This window comes from Kitasatospora sp. NPDC053057 (assembly GCF_044546945.1).
Classification (GTDB): Bacteria; Actinomycetota; Actinomycetes; order Streptomycetales; family Streptomycetaceae; genus Kitasatospora.
Genome location: NZ_JBITZP010000021.1, coordinates 114,902 through 131,748, shown reverse-complemented (window position 1 = coordinate 131,748; position 16,847 = coordinate 114,902). Strand labels below are relative to the sequence as shown.

The 16,847-nt window shown below is 74.3% G+C and carries 18 protein-coding genes and 1 pseudogene; 9 read left to right on the top strand and 10 right to left on the bottom strand.

Annotated elements, in window-relative coordinates; genetic code table 11:
- The first annotated feature begins 84 nt into the window (after window positions 1–84).
- Both ACIG5E_RS22855 and ACIG5E_RS22850 read left to right on the top strand, forming a co-directional pair.
- A complete protein-coding gene (locus ACIG5E_RS22855; protein WP_396536015.1) occupies window positions 85–657 on the top strand; it encodes a DUF6542 domain-containing protein in 573 nt (190 codons plus the stop codon).
- The gene (locus ACIG5E_RS22850) at window positions 650–2,263 is read left to right on the top strand and encodes an LCP family protein (RefSeq protein WP_396536013.1); all 1,614 of its coding nucleotides are present in this window, start codon (window positions 650–652) and stop codon (window positions 2,261–2,263) included. Before ACIG5E_RS22855 ends, ACIG5E_RS22850 begins: the two co-directional genes overlap by 8 nt.
- A gap of 15 nt (window positions 2,264–2,278) precedes the next feature.
- On the opposite strand, the gene ACIG5E_RS22845 is transcribed toward ACIG5E_RS22850, so the two are convergent.
- The 4 genes and pseudogenes from ACIG5E_RS22845 to ACIG5E_RS22830 all read right to left on the bottom strand — a co-directional run.
- Entirely contained in the window at window positions 2,279–2,641 is a 363-nt protein-coding gene (locus tag ACIG5E_RS22845; protein ID WP_396536011.1) for a hypothetical protein, read from the bottom strand.
- Entirely contained in the window at window positions 2,638–3,474 is an 837-nt protein-coding gene (locus ACIG5E_RS22840) for a nucleotidyltransferase (RefSeq protein ID WP_396536009.1), read from the bottom strand. Before ACIG5E_RS22840 ends, ACIG5E_RS22845 begins: the two co-directional genes overlap by 4 nt.
- Before the next feature lie 123 nt (window positions 3,475–3,597).
- Window positions 3,598–4,116, bottom strand: coding sequence for a hypothetical protein (locus ACIG5E_RS22835; RefSeq protein ID WP_396536062.1), 519 nt, complete (start codon window positions 4,114–4,116; stop codon window positions 3,598–3,600).
- Window positions 4,117–4,250: 134 nt separating this feature from the next.
- Window positions 4,251–4,631 (bottom strand): annotated as a pseudogene (locus ACIG5E_RS22830) (DUF6777 domain-containing protein); the annotation flags it as partial.
- On the opposite strand from ACIG5E_RS22830, the gene ACIG5E_RS22825 reads away from it, so the two are divergent.
- Window positions 4,528–5,088, top strand: coding sequence for a hypothetical protein (locus ACIG5E_RS22825; protein ID WP_396536060.1), 561 nt, complete (start codon window positions 4,528–4,530; stop codon window positions 5,086–5,088). The pseudogene ACIG5E_RS22830 and the gene ACIG5E_RS22825 overlap by 104 nt on opposite strands.
- Before the next feature lie 230 nt (window positions 5,089–5,318).
- Window positions 5,319–6,662 carry a streptophobe family protein gene (locus ACIG5E_RS22820; RefSeq protein WP_396536007.1) on the top strand — a complete coding sequence of 448 codons (1,344 nt, stop codon included), beginning with the start codon at window positions 5,319–5,321 and terminating at the stop codon, window positions 6,660–6,662.
- Window positions 6,663–6,740: 78 nt separating this feature from the next.
- On the opposite strand, the gene ACIG5E_RS22815 is transcribed toward ACIG5E_RS22820, so the two are convergent.
- The 4 genes from ACIG5E_RS22815 to ACIG5E_RS22800 all read right to left on the bottom strand — a co-directional run bounded on the left by ACIG5E_RS22815 (window position 6,741) and on the right by ACIG5E_RS22800 (window position 11,325).
- Window positions 6,741–7,115 (bottom strand): DUF1304 domain-containing protein, encoded by a 375-nt coding sequence (locus ACIG5E_RS22815; protein ID WP_396536005.1) that lies wholly within the window; start codon window positions 7,113–7,115, stop codon window positions 6,741–6,743.
- 15 nt (window positions 7,116–7,130) lie between these two features.
- Window positions 7,131–8,141 carry a serine/threonine-protein kinase gene (locus ACIG5E_RS22810; protein WP_396536056.1) on the bottom strand — a complete coding sequence of 337 codons (1,011 nt, stop codon included), beginning with the start codon at window positions 8,139–8,141 and terminating at the stop codon, window positions 7,131–7,133.
- Window positions 8,141–8,839: a hypothetical protein gene (locus ACIG5E_RS22805; protein WP_396536003.1), complete on the bottom strand. Its 699-nt coding sequence runs from the start codon at window positions 8,837–8,839 to the stop codon at window positions 8,141–8,143. Before ACIG5E_RS22805 ends, ACIG5E_RS22810 begins: the two co-directional genes overlap by 1 nt.
- Before the next feature lie 107 nt (window positions 8,840–8,946).
- Window positions 8,947–11,325: an FHA domain-containing protein gene (locus ACIG5E_RS22800; RefSeq protein ID WP_396536001.1), complete on the bottom strand. Its 2,379-nt coding sequence runs from the start codon at window positions 11,323–11,325 to the stop codon at window positions 8,947–8,949.
- 132 nt (window positions 11,326–11,457) lie between these two features.
- Here ACIG5E_RS22800 and ACIG5E_RS22795 point away from each other — a divergent pair, with 132 nt between their 5' ends.
- From ACIG5E_RS22795 to ACIG5E_RS22785, 3 genes are all read left to right on the top strand, one after another.
- A complete protein-coding gene (locus ACIG5E_RS22795; RefSeq protein ID WP_396535999.1) occupies window positions 11,458–11,664 on the top strand; it encodes a hypothetical protein in 207 nt (68 codons plus the stop codon).
- Window positions 11,661–12,338: a 4'-phosphopantetheinyl transferase family protein gene (locus ACIG5E_RS22790; RefSeq protein ID WP_396535997.1), complete on the top strand. Its 678-nt coding sequence runs from the start codon at window positions 11,661–11,663 to the stop codon at window positions 12,336–12,338. The genes ACIG5E_RS22795 and ACIG5E_RS22790 overlap by 4 nt, the downstream gene beginning before the upstream one ends.
- A 97-nt stretch (window positions 12,339–12,435) precedes the next feature.
- A complete protein-coding gene (locus ACIG5E_RS22785; RefSeq protein WP_396535995.1) occupies window positions 12,436–13,113 on the top strand; it encodes a hypothetical protein in 678 nt (225 codons plus the stop codon).
- A 201-nt stretch (window positions 13,114–13,314) separates the two neighbouring features.
- Here ACIG5E_RS22785 and ACIG5E_RS22780 read toward each other — a convergent pair whose 3' ends face one another.
- Window positions 13,315–14,064 (bottom strand): hypothetical protein, encoded by a 750-nt coding sequence (locus ACIG5E_RS22780; protein ID WP_396535993.1) that lies wholly within the window; start codon window positions 14,062–14,064, stop codon window positions 13,315–13,317.
- Complete coding sequence (locus tag ACIG5E_RS22775) at window positions 14,061–14,696, bottom strand: RNA polymerase sigma factor (protein WP_396535991.1); 636 nt, start codon at window positions 14,694–14,696, stop codon at window positions 14,061–14,063. The genes ACIG5E_RS22780 and ACIG5E_RS22775 overlap by 4 nt, the downstream gene beginning before the upstream one ends.
- Before the next feature lie 222 nt (window positions 14,697–14,918).
- Here ACIG5E_RS22775 and ACIG5E_RS22770 point away from each other — a divergent pair, with 222 nt between their 5' ends.
- A complete protein-coding gene (locus ACIG5E_RS22770) occupies window positions 14,919–15,722 on the top strand; it encodes an SAM-dependent methyltransferase (protein WP_396535989.1) in 804 nt (267 codons plus the stop codon).
- 170 nt (window positions 15,723–15,892) lie between these two features.
- Window positions 15,893–16,825, top strand: a complete 933-nt coding sequence (locus ACIG5E_RS22765) for a hypothetical protein (RefSeq protein WP_396535987.1) — start codon at window positions 15,893–15,895, stop codon at window positions 16,823–16,825.
- Window positions 16,826–16,847: the final 22 nt, after the last annotated feature.

Genomic DNA, 16,847 nt, shown 5'->3' with positions numbered 1-16,847 from the left:
TGGGAACTGCCACGGGACCGGTGGCGTCCCGGCACGCGCGGTGGCGTGGCGCCGCCGCAGCCGAAACGATCGAGGGAAGTGCGCATGGCCGGCCAGCGGGCGAGAACGTCGTACCAGGACGCGGGAACCCGCATCGAGGACCCCGCCGTGCCCGCCCAGCGCTCCCGCGGGGCCGGCGGCGCCACCGACCCGGGCCGGGAGGCCCGCGCCCAGCGGGGTGGGGCCTCGCGCCGCAGGCAGCAGGCCCGCCGACGCGGCGGTCCGGTCGCCGCGCTCGCGGCGGTCGGGCTGCCGCTGCTCGGCGGGATCGCGGACGAGCTGAGCGGGCCGGGGGTCGGCATCCTGTTCGCGGTCGGCGCGGTGCTCGGCACCGGCATCGCGGCCCTGCTGTGCAGCCGGACCGGCCGCTGGTGGGTGGTGACGGCCGCCCCGGTGGTGGTGCTGCTCACGGCTTCGGGCGTCGAATACCTGTCCAACCCCGACAAGTACCAGGGCAAGGGCCTGGGCACCGGCGCGGTGCGCTGGGTGGTCGGGGCGTTCCCGGTGATGGCGGAGGCGGTGGCCGTCGCTCTGCTGGTGATCGTGGTCCGGGCGGTGCTCGAGCGCCGCAGGCCCGCCAGGGCGGGTGCCCCGAGCGGAAGGGGGCGCCGTGGCTGAGCACAGCAGCCGCCCGCACGGCCGGGCCCAGCGCCAAGGCTCGGCCGCACGCCGCAGCTCCGCCCCGCTGACCCTGGCCGGCCGCACCCTGGCCTGCACCGTCTCGGTCGCCGTGCTCGGCGCCAGCGGCTTCACCTGGTACGAGTACCGCAGCCTGGACGACGGCATGATCAAGTCCACCGCGCTGGCGGACGCCAAGAAGAACGCCCCGCCGCACCTGGACAAGTCCGTCAACCTGCTGCTGATCGGCCTGGACAGCCGCAAGGACATGGACGGCAACGACCTGCCCAAGCAGTTCGTCGAGGACGAGCTGCACGCCGGCTCCAGCGAGATCGGCGGCTACAACACCAACGCCCTGATCGTGCTGCACATCCCGGCCAACGGCGGCAAGGTCACCGCGCTGTCCGTCCCGCGCGACGACTACGTGCAGACCGTCGGCGCCGACGGCAAGATGCACAAGATCAAGGAGGCCTACGGCATCGCCAAGGAGGCCGCCGAGGCGAAGCTCAACGGAAAGGGCCTCTCCAAGGCCGAACTGGAACGGCAGAGCCGGGAGGCGGGCCGCTCGGCGACCATCCAGACCGTGCAGAGCTTCCTGGACGTCCCGATCGACCACTTCGCCGAGGTCAACCTGATCGGCTTCTACGACATCGCCAAGGCGGTCGAACCGATCCAGGTCTGCCTCAACCATCCGGTCGACGATCCGATCATCGCCCGGACCGCCACCCACGAGGGCGGCGGCACCGGACTCAAGCTGCCCGCCGGGATCAGCTCGCTCGACGCCGCCCAGGCGCTGTCCTTCGTCCGCCAGCGCCACCACCTCACCAACGGCGACCTCGACCGCACCCACCGGCAGCAGGCGTTCATCTCCTCCGTCGAGTACCGGCTCAAGCAGCAGGGCATCCTCAACGACTTCGGACAGATGCAGAAGCTGTTCGGGGTGGTGAAGAAGGACGTCGTGATCGACAACGAGTGGAACATCCTCGACTTCGCCCAGCAGGCGCCCAACCTCACCGGCGGCAACGTCGAGTTCAACACCCTGCCGATCACCGGGTTCAAGACCGTCGGCGGGCAGGAGGTCAACACCGTCAACCCGGACCTGATCAAGAAGATCGTCCGGCAGCTGTTCGATCGCGAACAGGCGCCCGCCGCCCCGGCCACGGCGGCCGGCTCCGCACCGAGCGAGACGGCCTCGCCCGCGCCCTCGCCGAGCGCCGCACCCAAGTCCGTGGTCGACGTCAACGCGGTGGCGGGCGCGGGCGCGGCCGCCACCGAGTCCAAGGCCCTGGTCGTACTCGGCTACCAGGCGGGCAGGATCGGCGACGCCCCCGCCCGGACCCGTGCCACCACGGTGACGTACGGCAGCGGTGCCAAGGCCGACGCCCAGGCGGTCGCCGCCCGCTACGGCGTCACCGCCGTCCCGTCCTCGGCGGTCGCGGCGGGCCACGTCCTGGTCAACCTCGCCGCCACCCGCACCCCGACCCCCACTCCGGCCACGCCCTCCGCAGGCGCCTCGGCCCCGGCCGACGGCTCCGCCGACCCGGCCGCCGGGCTGCCGATGCAGGGCCCGGCGGTGAAGGCCGGCGGGATTCCCTGCGTCGACTGAGTCGGGTGACGGCGGTCACCGGCCCGGCTGGTCGGGCCGGTGACCGCCCTGGCCCCGCAGGGGCTCGCGCAGATCCCGCAGGGGCTCTCGGTCGAGCACCTCGACGTACATGATCCGGCCGTCGACGACGTCCAGGATCAGGGTGCCCTCCGCGGGCAACAGCGGCACGCAGCGATGGCCCGGGCCGTACGGCTGTCCGGCCCGGTGGGGCTCCGTGCGGAAGCTCTGGCAGAAGTCGTCGCCGCAGCCGCAGTCTGCGACGAGGCGCAGATCCCGGGCGCCGGCGGCGAGTTCGGGCTCGCCCGCTGCTTCCAGGAGCGCCGTCAGTTCGCGGACGAGATCGGGGAAGACCTCGCGGACGAGGGGGTCGCCGGTCACGGGCGCGGAGCCTTCTCGCCGTGGACGGCGGTGTACTCGGCGGCGAGCCAGGGGGCCAGGTCGTCGATGAGGACGGCCAGGACGGCGCGGTCGATGGTGGGGGTGCGGGCGACGGCCGCGGCGAGACGCATCTGCTCGGCGCGGTCGGGGTAGTGGACGGCGAAAGCCTCGGCGGAGGCGGTGAGGTCGCTGGTCCAGCCGTTCCAGCGGGGCATCACCAGGGTGAAGCCGGTGCGGACGAGCCGGCGGGAGACCGCGCGGCTGAGCGCTGCGAGATCGGCGTCCGGGGCGATGGCATCCGGGGCGGCGCTGTTCGGGGTGGCGGCCGCCAGTCGTTCGCGCCAGCGGGGGAGGGCGAGCGCGAGGTCGCCGTTGGTCTCGCGGGCGAGCAGGGAGGTCGGGCGGTAGCGGGGGAGCTGCTCGGCGAGGTCCTCGCCGAGCAACGGGGTGCACAGGCAGGCGACGAACCAGCCCAGGTCGTACCGCTCCAGCTCGCTGAGCAGGGTGTCCGTGCCGAACAGGAGCACGCCGACGCCCTTGATCTGCGGGAAGGCCGAATCGAGGGTGGCTTCCAGGGCGTCGGCCTCGGCGTGGTCGTCCGGGGTGGGCTCCCGGTGCAGGGCGAGCAGCAGATCGAGGTCGGAGACACCGGGGATCGCGGTGCCGCGGGGGATGCTGCCGTACAGGTAGGCGCTGTGCAGCCGGGCGGGGCCGAAGGCGGTGGCGATCCGCTCCCGGGCGGCGTCGACCACCGGAGCGAACTCCGCCGGAACGCGGTCCGGCGAGCCCTCCCGCGCGATGTACCCGTCCTCGTCCAGTCCGTTGCTGATCATGGCGGCACTCTGCCGGTCCGCCGCACTGTTGGCCACCGATTAATTTCGTGGAGTTGACGCGGGGCCGGATTGTCAGGCGTGCGCTGCCACCGGCGTTCGCAACGGCCGGTGGCAGCGGGGGAGTCACACGATCAGGGGGTTGTGCCCGTTCCGGTCGTCGTGACCGTGGTGGTCGTGGTCTCGGTGGTCGTCGGAGCCCTCGTGGCGGTGGTCTCGGTGGCCGTCGGGGTTCTGGTGGTCGGGGTTCCCTTCGACGTCTCGGTGCTCGCCGAGGAGGTGGAGGCGGACGAGGACCCGGTCGCCGAGGACGTGCCGGACGAGGCGGTCGTCCCGGACGGCGTGCCCGAGGAGGTCGTCGATCCGGACGTGGTCGAGCCCGAGGTCGTCGCACCGGACGTCGTGGATCCGGGCCTGGTCGAGCCCGAGGTCGTCGCGCCGGAGGAAGTTGCACCCGAGGAAGTCGCGCCGGAGGAAGTTGCACCCGAGGAAGTTGCACCCGAGGAAGTTGCACCCGAGGAAGTTGCCCCGGAGGAGGTCGCCGAGGTGGATCCGGACGCGGAGGTGGACCCGGACGCCGAGGAGGATCCCTTCGTCGACGACGTCGCCGTCGACGACGTCGCCGTCGGGGTGGTCGGCTTCCACGGGACCGGCGGCGGGATGCCCGGCACCAGCGGGCCCCTCGGCTGATCGACCCGCTTGTCCACCACGTCGATCCGCCCGGTCAGCCGGGAGAACCAGCCGCCCGTCTCGACGTTCACCAGGATGATCTCGGTCACCGGCTGCGGCGCCGGCACCACCACGATCAGCGTGCTCGGTTCGAAGCCCGTCCAGGCCTTCCCGGTGTACTTGGCGTTGCTCACCAGCACCGGCGGCTTCAGCGGATTGCCGCAGGCGCACCGCACCCGGGGCACCCCCTGGGCGTCCACCAGGACGGCGGTGCCCGCCTGCAGCACCGACTGGTACTCGACCACGGCACCGCTCTTGTAGCTGTGGTTGGTCACCCGGGTGTCCACCCGCAGGTACGCCGAGGTCAGCGAGCGTAGGTAGGACGGGATGGCGGACTGCTCGATTCCCGCCGCCGAGGCCCAGGCCCGGCCGGCGTCGCCGCTGCTCACCATGCCGATGAGCCGCTCGGTGTCACAGCTGGGCTTGCTCATCGTCCCGCCGTACAGCCCCGCCGAGCTGCCCTGCACGCTGTGCAGGACGGCCGAGGAGCTGCTCTTCGCCGAGCCGCCCGGCTGGGTCGGCGCGGTGGTGGGCGAGGGGGTGGGCGCGGGAGCGTTCATGCCCTGGGTCTCCACCGATGGGGTGAACGGGGCGGGCCCCGGGTCGGCCGGGGCCTGCAGGGCGACCTCGTTGGCGGTGGGAACGGACTCGTTCTTGCCGCCCTGGTTGTTGACGACCAGCACGGTGGCCACCACGGCCGCCACCACCACCCCCGCGGCCACCGACAGGCCCTTCCCGGTACGCCACCACGGCCGTCGCGGGCCGCGCCCGCCCGCATCGGCGGAGGAGGACCCCGACGGGCCCGAGGGCGGCGGCGGTCCGGCCGCGCCGCCACCCGACGGCGGACCGGCCAGCGGGCCGGACGGGGGGCCGGAGGGCGGGCTGTAGGGCGGCTCGCTCGGCGGCCCGGAGAGGGGCGGTTGGGGACTCATCGAGGCTCCGTTTCGCAGGCGGCCGGCGCGAACGGCCGGCACGGGAAGCTCCTGCCACTGGGTTCCATTTCTCCCCCGGTGCCCAGTTCGCCGCAACAGCAGGTGCCGGCGCCGTCGCCGAGCGTGCCCGGCCGCGGTCGGTCACCCTGGGAACGAACCAGACCCGCGCGAGCAGAGGGAGGCGGCATGCAGCAGTCCACCACCGGGGACGCCGGTCCGCCCGGAGCCGTCCGCGGCTGGCTGGACGCGCTCGCGGTCGTGCTGGCCGGTCTCGTCGCGATGGCAGCGGTGGCCGCGCTCGGCCTCTGGCTGGCCGGCGCCGACGACCTTCCGGAGGGCGGATTCCCGCCCGTGCTCGCCGCGACGCTGGCGCTGGCCGTCGGCGGATCCGTCCAACTCGACGGTGGCGCGGGCAACTTCGCCGCCGTGGATGCCGGGGTCGACGCGATGCCGCTGACCGTCTCGCTGGTCGGCGCGGTCGTGATGGCCGAGGTGTTCCTTCGCCAGCTGCGCTTCCGTGCGGTCGCCGGGGGCGGTGAACTGCTCGGCCGGATCGCCCGGACGGTGGTGCTCTGGCTGATCGCCCTGGTGGTGATCACCGTAACCGCCAAGCACACCTTCGTGATCCAGCTCGGCGGCAGCCTGGTGCAGACCATCGGCGGCGCGCTCGGGCTCACCCCCGAGGTCGGCTTCCACGCGGACGGCCCCACCACGATCGGCATCGGGCTGGCCTGGCTGCTGCTGGTGCTCGCGGCCACCTTCGCGGTGTCCCGGCGGGCGCCACTGCCGCGCGGCCTGCTGCGCTACCAACTCGCCGTCCGCCCGGCCGCGTTCGCGCTGTGGATGGTGCTGCTGGCGTACGTGGCGATCGGCGCGGTCGCCGGGATCATCACCGCGATCACCCACGGCGACGCCCGGCAGATCATGGCCGTGCTGCTGCTCGCCCTGCCCGACCTGGTCTGGCTGGCCTTCGGCATCGGCCTCGGCGCCGCGTGGCACGGGCGGCTGGTCGGCGCGCTCGGCCTGCCCGTGCCCAAGCCGCTCAGCGCGGTGCTGCGCACCCCCGGCGGGAAGGAGGCGACCATCGACCTCGGCACCCTGACCGACCACGACGCCCGCAGCTGGTGCCTGCTGCCGCTGGCCGCCGTGCTGCTGCTCGCCGCCGCCTTCCTCGCCGCCCACCGCTCCCCGCGCACCGTCCGGCTCTGGCAGCACGCCGTCCGCTTCGCCGTGGCCACCGCCGTCACCGTGCTGCTGGTCGGCCTGTGGACCCGGATGGACGCCGACTACGGGCTGTCCGTGCTGGGCGTCGGCCTCGGCAAGGACGGACTGGGGGACCTGCTCGGCGCGGTCCTCGGCGGCAGCAATCCGCTGGCGGCGCTGGGCAGCGGCAGCCTGACGCTGCGCCCGGCGCTGTGGCCGGCGGTGCCGCTGGCGGCGGGTTGGGGGCTGGTGACCGGGCTGATCGGGGCGCTGCTCGCCGCGCGGGTGCGACGCCGCGGGGAGGTCACGCAGGACGCGGGCGGCTGAGCGCCGTCCGGGTGGCCGAGTACGGGCCCGGGCCGGCCCGGGCCCGTACTCGGCCACCCAGGCTCAGACCGCCCCGCCTCAGATTGCTTCGGCGATCAGGATGACCGCCGCCGGTACGGCCTGGCCGAGGGCGCCGCGCCACAGCTTCGGCTCGGAGATGAACAGGGCCGTCCCGCCGGCCACCATGAACGCGGCGATGTAGAGGATCACCGGCCGCCCCGACCCGGCGTGCCCGGTGTGCAGCAGGACCAGGCCCGCGACCAGGCCGAGAGCCAGGAACAGGTTGTAGAAGCCGACGTTGAAGCGCCACAGCCGGACCTCCGGCGCGTCCGCCGTGCTGCCGGTGAGCAGGTAGCGCACCCGTGGGTGCCCGTACAGGTAGCTCTCCAGCGGCCACACCACGAGGTGGATCGCGGCGGCGAGCATGGCGAAGACCTGGCTCACGGCGTTCATGTTCGACGGCTCTCCCTAACGGTCCCGGGACGGCGGGTGGACGGCCGGGCCGGCCCAGGCGGGCGGGTCCGGCACCTGGGCCGGGGCGGCGGGGGCCCGGGCGACCGCCGGGACGGCCCGGGTGGGCGGCCCGCCGCCGCTCCACGGAGCGGGCACGATGGCCGCCCGCAGCTCGGCGACGAACTGCAGACAGCTGGGGTACCGATCCCCGGGTGCCTTGGCGAGGGCGCGGGCGACGACCGCCTCGACCGCTTCCGGGAGGTCGGGCCGTTGCCCGCGCAGTTCGGGCGGCGGGTCGTTGAGGTGCGCCCAGAGCAGCGCGAGGTCACTCTCCCGGCGGAACGGCGGGGTGCCCGCGAGCAGCTCGAAGACCACGCAGCCGAGGCTGTACTGGTCGCAGCGCCCGTCCAGCGGCTTGCCGGAGATCTGCTCGGGTGCGGCGTAGTCCAGCGTCCCGACGATCTGGCCGACGCTGGTCAGCCCGCTGAGCGACAGGGACTTCTTGGTCAGCCCGAAGTCCGCCAGGTAGAGGTGCTCGGGGTGCTCGCTGTCCGTACCGGCGGCGACCAGGACGTTGCCCGGCTTGACGTCCCGGTGCACCAGCTCGTGGTCGTGCGCGGCGTCCAGCGCGGAGGCGATCTGCAGGGCCATCCGGGTGGCGCGCTCGATCGGCAGCGGGCCGCCCCGGCTGATCAGGGCCCGCAGGTCGCCGCCCTCGACGAAGCGCATCGCCAGGTAGAGGATGCCGTCGTGCTCCCCGGCCTCGAACACCGGGATGATGTGCGGGTGGTCGATCCCCGCGGCGGCCTTGGACTCGTGCATGAACCGCTGCCGGAACACCCCGTTGCGGGCCAGCTCGGGGGCCAGCAGCTTGACCGCGACGGTCCGGCCGAGCCGTAGGTCCTTGGCCCGGTAGACCACGGCCATCCCGCCGTGCCCGATCTCCTTCTCCAGCTGGTACCCGGCCACCTTCCGCCCGACCAGGCCGGCCGGCAGGCTCGGTGCCGAGGGCGGCTCGACGGGGATCACGGCTCACCGGTCCGGGTGGGCGCGTACGGGCTGTGCACGGGCGCCGCCGCCGGGGACGGCGCGGGCGAAGCAGTCGGGGAAGCCGCCGGCGAAGCGGTCGGAGGAGCAGTCGGAGAAGCCGCCGGAGACGCCGTCGCGGCTTCCGGGGGCACCGGGGAGGCCTCGGGCACTGGGGAAACCGGGGAGACGGGGGTGGACACCGGTGCGGGCGACGGCCGGTTGGTGGCCGCGTAGGTCTGCAGCTGCAGCCCGTCGCAGTAGCACCAGCGGTCGTGCACCGGGTCGAACACCCAGAGCGCCTCGCCGTCCGCGATGAGGCCGATCCGCTGGCCGCGGGTCCGCTCCCGGAAGGCCTCCAGGTCCAGCGTGCCCGCCGCGAGGTCCTCCAGCAGCGCGCGGTGGCGGGCGAGCGCGGCCTCGGCCTCGGCGAGCGCCGGGCGCGGGTCGGCGGTGCGGGCGGGCGGGCCGCCCGCGGCGGGTGGCGGCTCGGGGAGCGCGACCAGCAGCCGGCCGTCCACCCAGGCGGTCCAGCCGTTGGAGCAGAGGACCTGCGCCCAGTCGCCCTGCCGGGCGATCAGCCGGAGTGGGAGCAGCGGGTCGAGCCGGGCGGACGGCCGTGCCGGGTCCGGGGCCGTCCAGGTCGCCATGCCGTCCGGCGGGGCGACGTGGGTGGGGCGGAACGCGAACTCGTCCATGGGCGGGTGGATTCCCTCCGCCGCGCGAGCCGGAGCCGGTGGCCGGGGCTGCGTGCGGCACTGTCACCGCAGATCGGTTTCCACTCTACCGGCGGCGGCCGGGGCGGCTACTTGCGCATGATCGTCGGCTCGCGCCGCCGCAGCAGGGCGAGCACCGCCAGCCCGTACGCCACCGCGAGGACGAACAGGGCGGCCATGTCGATCAGCCAGCCGGTGCGCTCGTGGCGGAACATCGGGTCCTCGGTGATCGGGCTGGGGCCGCCGAGCCGGTTCAGGTCGACGGTGCGGGCCATGGCGCCCAGGCCCCACCGGGACGGGATCAGCCAGGCGAACTGCTCCAGTCCGGGCACGCCGTGCAGTGTGAGCATCAGGCCGCTGAAGACGATCTGGACGATCGCGAGGAGCACCAGCAGCGGCATCGTGGTCTCCTCCTTGCCGACGAACGCGGAGACCACCAGGCCGAGCACCATCGATGTGAAGGCGAGCAGCGCGATCGCGATGATCAGCTCGGGCAGCTGGGGCATCAGCAGGCCGCTGGTCACCGGCGGCGGGGCGTTCGGCCGCGGCCGTGCGGTGAGCGTGACCCCGGCCAGACCGACCACGGTCAGCACCGCGGACTGGGCCGCCGTGACGATGCCGAGCACCACCACCTTCGAGATCAGGTACGCCGATCTGGACAGCCCGACCACGCGCTCCCGCCGGTAGATCGCGCGCTCCTTGACCACCTCGCGCACCGCGTTGGCCGAGCCGATGAGCACACCGCCGAGGCAGAGCGTCAGCAGACAGTTGATGGCGTTCTGGTCGCTGAGCCGCGAGCCGGCCATCGCCCGGCACATCATGCCGATGATGAACGGCAGCGCGATCATCACGGTGAGGAACAGCCGGTCGGCGGCGAGCACCACGGCGTACCGGCGCACCAGGGTGCCCAGCTGGGAGAACCAGCTCTGCGGCTTCTCCCGGCCGATCACGGGGGCGGAGGCGGCCGGTGGCTGCGCCGGGTGCGCGGCTTCGGCCGTCACGTACCGCCGGTACTGAGGCGAGGCGCGGAACCGCTGCTGGCAGGCCCCCTCGGAGTCGCTCTCGAAGGCCTCGAAGGCCTCCGGCCACTCCTCCTCGCCGAAGTACGCCAGCGCCTCGGTCGGCGGACCGTAGTAGGCCGTCCGGCCGCCGGGGGCGAGCACCAGCAGGCGGTCGCACACGTTGAGGCTCAGCACGCTGTGCGTCACCACGACCACCGTGCGGCCGTCGTCGGCCAGTCCGCGCAGCATGCGCATCACCGAGCGCTCCATGCCCGGGTCCAGGCCGGAGGTCGGCTCGTCGAGGAAGAGCAGCGAGGGCTTGGTGAGCAGTTCCAGCGCGATGCTGACCCGCTTGCGCTGGCCGCCGGAGAGGCTGGCGATCACCTGCTGGTCCCGATCCTCCAGCCCCAGTTCACGGATCACCTCGGAGACCCGGGCCTCGCGCTCGTGAGCCGCGGTGTCGCCGGGGAAGCGCAGTTCGGCGGCGTAGGACAGGGCGCGGTGGACGGTCAGCTGGGTGTGCAGGATGTCGTCCTGGGGGACGAGACCGATCCGGTGGCGCAGCTCGGCGTAGTCGTGGTACAGGTCGCGGCCGTCGTACAGCACGGTTCCCTCGTCGGCGGGGCGCAGCCCGGTGAGCGCGTTGAGCAGGGTGGACTTGCCGGCGCCGCTCGGGCCGGCCACCGCGAGCAGCGTCCTCTCGGCGAGCGGGAAGCCGACGTCGTCCAGCAGCACCCGGTGGTCCGGGCCGACCCGCACCACCAGGTGCTGGACGTCCAGGGAGACCTCGCCGCTGTCGACGTACTCGACCAGCCGGCCGTCGACCAGGCAGAACTCGCAGTGGCCGATGCCGACGATGTCGGCCGGGCCGATCGGGGCGTGCCGCACCGGGCGACCGTCGACGTAGGTGCCGTTGTGGCTGTCCAGGTCGACGATCTCGTGGCCGCCGCCCGGCAGTTCGCGCAGTTCGGCGTGGTGCCGGGAGACCAGCAGGTCGTCCAGGACCAGGTCGTTGTCGGGCGAGCGGCCGATCCGTACGGTCGGCCCGGGCAGTTCCAGGACGGCGCTCGGGCTGCGGAAGACGCTGGAGCTCTGCGGGACGAGCAGGGTCGGGCGCTCGCCGGGGGCCGGCTCCGCGGCGGGGGCGGGCAGGCCGGCGAAGGTCGCGGACGGGCCGGTGGCCGGATCGCCGAAGCGCAGCCTGGTGCCCGGGCCGACGTCCTCGTGGTCGACCCGGCGGCCCTGGTCGTAGGTGCCGTTGGTGCTGCCGACGTCCTCCAGCAGCCAGTGGCCCTCGGCCGTGCGCAGCACGGCGTGGTGCCAGGAGACCCGGGGGTCGTCCAGCACGATCTCGCTGGTCGGGTCGCGGCCCAGGTGATAGGCCCGGGTCGGGTCGATCAGCCGGGAGTCGCGGTCGGTGACCAGGACGAGGGGCGGCGCGGTGGGTGCGCCGGGGCGCTCTCCCATGCAGCGAATTCTATCGTCGGGCGGTGCCGTCGTGCTGCGCGAACGGTCTTTCCGGAGGGCGACATTGGGCTGGACCACTGCCTCGGCGCGCCACTATCGTTCGGCGTGTCCGCCCACGAGCGTAGGGATCCCATGACCATCTGGCCGCAGTCGCGCAGCTCCCTCTGCTTCGACCGGCCGCTGGACGAGGACCGGCTCGCCGCCGGACCGGCCCCCGCCCTGGAGCGGGTGCCGGTGTTCGCCGAGCGGCTGCCCGACTGGCAGGAGCAGCAGCGGCCGCTGCTGCTCGCCGGGCCGGACCGCCGACTCGGGGTGCTCAGCCTGCCGGTGCAGCCGTGACCGGGCTCGCGCTCTGGCTGATCGCCACCGACCAGCCCGAGGAGGTGGTCGCCCGGCTGGGGTGGACGCTGGACGCGCAGGAGCGGGCCCGGGCGGAGCGGGCCGACGAGCTGCGGCGCAGCCGGTTCACCGTGGTGCGCGGCGCCGTCCGGCAGCTGGTCGCCGCGCGGCTGGGCATTGGCCCGGCCGAAGTGCGCTGGCGGGAGGGGCCGCACGGCAAGCCGGAGCCGGTCGGGGCGGGCGCGCTGCGGGTGAGCTGGTCGGCCTCGGACTCCCTGGCGGTACTGGCCCTCGCGGAGGGCCGGGCGGTCGGCGTCGACGTAGAGCGGCTGCGCGAGGCCCGGCTGGCCGAGCGGATGGCCGCCCGCTGGTTCCCCTTCGAGGAGGCGCGCTTCGTCGCGGAGGCCGCCGAACCCGCCGAGCGGTCGGCGCGCTTCACCGCGCTGTGGTGCCGCCGCGAGGCCTGTGTGAAGGCGTACGGCGGGCGGCTGACCCAGGCGCTGGGGGTGTCCGTGGCGGGCCCCTCCCCGCTGCTGCTGGCCGACCCGGGGCCGCTCGGCGCCGGTCCGGTGGCGCTGTGGGACGTGCCCGTCCCCGGGCCGTACCGGGCCGCCGTCGCCACCGTCGGTGCATCGAAAGATGGGATCAACCTCCTTTACTGGCAAGTAAGTTGATTTACCGTCAGGAAATGGACGATCACCGTCGGCCGCTGGTAGCGTCCGGCCGTACCTCCGCTGAGCCCTTCCCGGCGAGCCGAAAGGCGCGTACGACGTGACTGCGCACAACGCTGCACCGCCCGACGCGACACCCCACGACCCGACCCGGACCGGTCGGCAGGTCACCGTCCACTTCGCCGCGACGACCGGCGGCTCCGGCCCGCTCACCCGTGGCCAGGGCAACATGATCCGGTGCATCCGACGCGACGCCCCCGAGCGGATCAACGAGGAGTCCGTCTGGCCCGTCCCGCCCGTTGCCTCCCTCGCCGCCGGCCTGCAGGCGCTGCGCGGGCTGGTCGAGCGGCACGAGTCGCTGCGGACCTCCTTCCCGCCGGGCCTAGGCCCGGATGGCTTCCCGGACAGCCAGGTGGTGCACGGGAACGGCCGGTTCACCGTCACCGTGATCGAGGCCGGCGGTCTGGACGATCGTGAACTCGACGCTCTGGCCCATGAGTTGGGCCGGGCAGACGTCGCCGTCCCGGTGGAGCTGACGGCCGTCCCGCGGATCCGCTTCACCCTGCTCGCGGACGGGCCGGAACTGCTCCGGCTGGTCGCCGTGGTGTGCCACGCGGGCGCGGACGGCGCCGCCACCGCCCAGCTGATCCAGGACTGGTACGCCCTCGCCGCCGGGAAGGAGCTGCCGCCCGTCACCGCCCCGACCCCGATCCAGATCGCCGCCGCCGAGCGGAGCCCGCAGGGCCGCCGCAAGGTGACCGGCGCCCTGCGGCACTGAGCTCACCCCCGACGCCGTGCACCGCGCGGTGGCCGCCGCCCTGCCCGGCCGGGACACCGCGATGGCGCCGCGCCACCACCGCATCCGGTATCGCGGCCCGGACGGCGAGCGGCTCGGCGCGGGGAGCGGCCGCGACCCGAGGTCGTCGCCCGGCTCGCGGCCCTCACCTGAACGTGGGACGGCGGGGCCGCCGGGGCGCGCTCACTCCAACGGGTGCTCGTCGTCCCCTCCGTCCGGCTCGCCGAACGCCCACGGCAGGCCCCAGGAACACGCCGCGGTCGCCCCGGAGGTGAGCCCCCAAGGGCTCGGCACCTCCTGCGCCTCCTCCTCGTCCCCGCCCTGCAGCGGCAGCCGGTCGATCACCGCGACCAGCGCGGGCGGCAGCTGCGGCGCCAGCCCCCGGTGCACCCGGGAGAGGATGTCGCGCCGGGCGGCCTCCGGCAGCAGCGGCCGGCTCATCCGCAACGGCCGCGGCCCGGTCGGGCGTTCGGCCGTCGACAGCTGCTCGGACCAGGCCCGCCAGTAGTCCGCGTCGTCGGTCTCGCCGAGCTTCAGATGGTGCAGGTGGAGGCAGTAAGCGGCCGTACCGCTGCCCGAACCGGCAGCGAAGCGCCACCAGAACTCGGCGCCCTCCTCCTTGCCGGTGGCGTACAGCAGCGCGCCGAACACCTCCGCCCCCTCCGGCTGGATCCGGCGCGCGTTGACCAGCAGGTCCAGCCCCCGGGAGGCGCACGGCGCGCCCAGCACCAGGGCGATCACCAGGCCGAGTTCGAAGGCGGCCTGCTCGTGCTCCGAGGGCAGGTGGGCCGGGGCGGCGGTGAGCCGGGCCTGCCGCAGGGCCGCGATCCGCTCGGCGTGGGCGCGTTCGCGCCGGGGTACGCGGAACACCGAGCGCTCCCCGCCGGTGGTGCACGCCCCGCCGTCCGGGTCGGCCTCCCGGCCGGTCGTCACGACTCGCCCTCCCGGTCCGGCAGTTCGCCCACCCCGAGCCGGCGGGCCAGCCGCTCCCGGGCGTGCCGCAGGTTGGAGTGCACCGTCGCCACCGGCCGCCCCAGGTAGGCCGCGATCACCCTGGCGTGCAGGCCCAGCAGATAGCGCAGGATCACCACGTCCCGCTGCCGGTCCGGCAGTTCCAGGATCGCCGCGTACAGTCGAACCTCGTCCGCCTCGCTGTGCAGCAGCCCGTCGGCGACCTGCTTGAAAGCCCCGATCACGGCCGCGAAGGTGACCGCCTCCACCTCGACCGGTTCGTCCGCGGCCACCCAGTCCCCGACGTGCCGGTTCGCCAGCCGCCAGGCGTACGCGGCCGGTTCCTCGAACCGCAGCACCTGCGGCCAGCAGCGGGCCAGGTCGGCCTTGACCGCCTCGACCACCAGCACGGCGTCGGCCGGGCTGCCTATCCGGGTCAACGCGAGCGCGTGCCAAGCGGGTTCATGGGTCTCGCAGAACGCGGCGTAGGTGAGGTCCAGGCGCGGGCCCGACTCGACCAGCACCGCCGTCCGCTCCGCCCCGGCCGCGCTGGTGCCCTCCACCGCCGTCCCTCCGCGGTACCCGCGCGCGGCGGTACCCCTGTCGATCGTCATCGAGCCTGCTTTCCATGGCCTCGGCTGTTCGCCGGCCACCCGAGGGTCGGACTGTCCGCGCCCATCCTCATTCCATCAGGCCCGTCACTCCAGGCTGCAAACCGAATACAGATTGTCATCCCATGTGATGGGCCGTTGAGTTGAGCCCCAGGGGAGACGATTGCCCCCCGGGTACGGTGGGCACCGATCGGACGGTGTCCGCGATGCCGAGGGGGAAGCCGGATGAGCCGCTACGACGGGGTCGACCTGCAGCTGAACGTGCCGCACTCGGCCCGGATGTACGACTACTTCCTCGGCGGCTTCACCAACTTCGCCGCCGACCGCGAAGCCGCCGGCCACGTCCTCGCCTCCGCCTCCTGGGTGCGCGACGCCGCCCACGCCAACCGCGCCTTCATGCGCCGCTCGACCCGCACCCTCGCGCGGGCCGGCATCGACCAGTTCCTCGACATCGGCACCGGCATCCCCACCTCGCCCAACCTCCACGAGGTCGCGCAGAGCATCCGGCCCCGCGCCCGGGTCGTCTACGTCGACAACGACCCGATCGTGCTCACCCACGCCCAGGCCCTGCTCACCGGCACCCCCGAGGGCCGCACCGCGTACGTCGAAGCCGACGTCACCGACCCCGCCGGCCTGCTTGCCGCACCCGGCCTGCGCGAGACCATCGACCTCGCCCGCCCGGTCGCGCTCTCGCTCAACGCCCTGCTCCACTTCGTCCCCGACGCCGGCGGCGCGTACGAGCTGGTCGAGCGCCTCAAGTCCGTGCTCGCCCCCGGCAGCGCCCTGGTGATGACCCACATCACGCCCGACTTCGCACCCGAGGAGGTCGGGCGCATCATCGGCGTCTACGAGGCCGCCGGCACCGCCCTCCAGGCCCGCACCAGGGCCGAGGTCGCCCGCTTCTTCGCCGGCTGGACCCTCCTCGATCCCGGCGTCGTCCCCCTCCCGCACTGGCGGCCCGACCCGGACGAGCCCTCCGTCCCCGCCGCCGACGCCGCCGGCTACGCGGGAGTGGCCCTCCGGCCCTGACCCGACGGCTGCCACGGCCCCGGGCGCCCGCCGCCTTCGGCATCGTCCTCGCGCGGAGGGCGGGCGCGGCCGTCATCCCCACCGTCCCCGCCCCTCCCGTCCCACCCGTGCGCCCCCGCCGCCCCGGGCCCAGACTGGTGGTGGATCGCCGCCGCCCGCGAGGGAGACGCATGCTGCTGGGACTCACCACCGCGCTGGTCGCCACCGTCTGCTTCGGCTTCGGGGCGGTGTTCCAGGCGCGCGGGGCGCGGTCGGCGCCGCGCGCGGACCGGGTGCGGGCGGGGCTGCTGGCCTCGCTGCTGCGGTCCTGGCAGTTCATCCTCGGCACGGCCCTCGACATCCTCGGCTTCGTGCTGAGCATCGTCGCCCTGCGCAGCCTCCCGCTGTTCCTCGTGCAGGCCGTCACCAACGCCAGCCTCGCCGTCACCGCGCTGGCCGCCGTCTGGCTGCTGGGCGCGCGGCTGCGCCGGGGCGACGTCGCGGGCATCCTCGCGGTCGTCATCGGCCTCAGCCTGCTGGCGCTGGGCTCCGGTCAGGAGGGCCGGGAGTACGCCCCGGCGGCCTTCCACTGGGCGCTGCTCGCCACCACCGTCGTGATGCTGCTGGCCACGCTGGTGCTGGTCCGCCGGGACGGCACCGCCGCCGTCGCCGGTCTGGGCCTGCTGGCGGGCGCGGGCTTCGGCATCACCAGCCTCGCGGTGCGCGTGCTGGACGCGTCCGGCCTCACCGCCGTGTTCACCGATCCGGCCGCCTACGCCCTGGCGCTCGGCGGGCTGGGCGGCTATCTGGCCTACGCCCTCGCACTGCAGCGCGGCACGGTGACGGCCGCGACCGCCGCCGGGACGGTGGCCGAGACCTTCGGGCCGGCCCTGGTGGGGGTGGTCTCGCTGGGGGATTCAGCGCGCCCCGGTTTCGCCGGGTGCGCCCTGACGGGCTTCGCGATCGCGGTCGGCGGAACGTTCCTGCTCTCCCACTTCGGTGAACTGGAGGGCGAGTCCGCCGAACTGTCGGCCCCGCGGCCGGACGCCGAGGCCGAGGCCGAGCGCGGACGCCGGGGCCGGGCCCGCCCCGGTAGCCCGGACGGCTCTGCCGTGCGAAGGTGACTTGCCGGACAAATCGGACGGC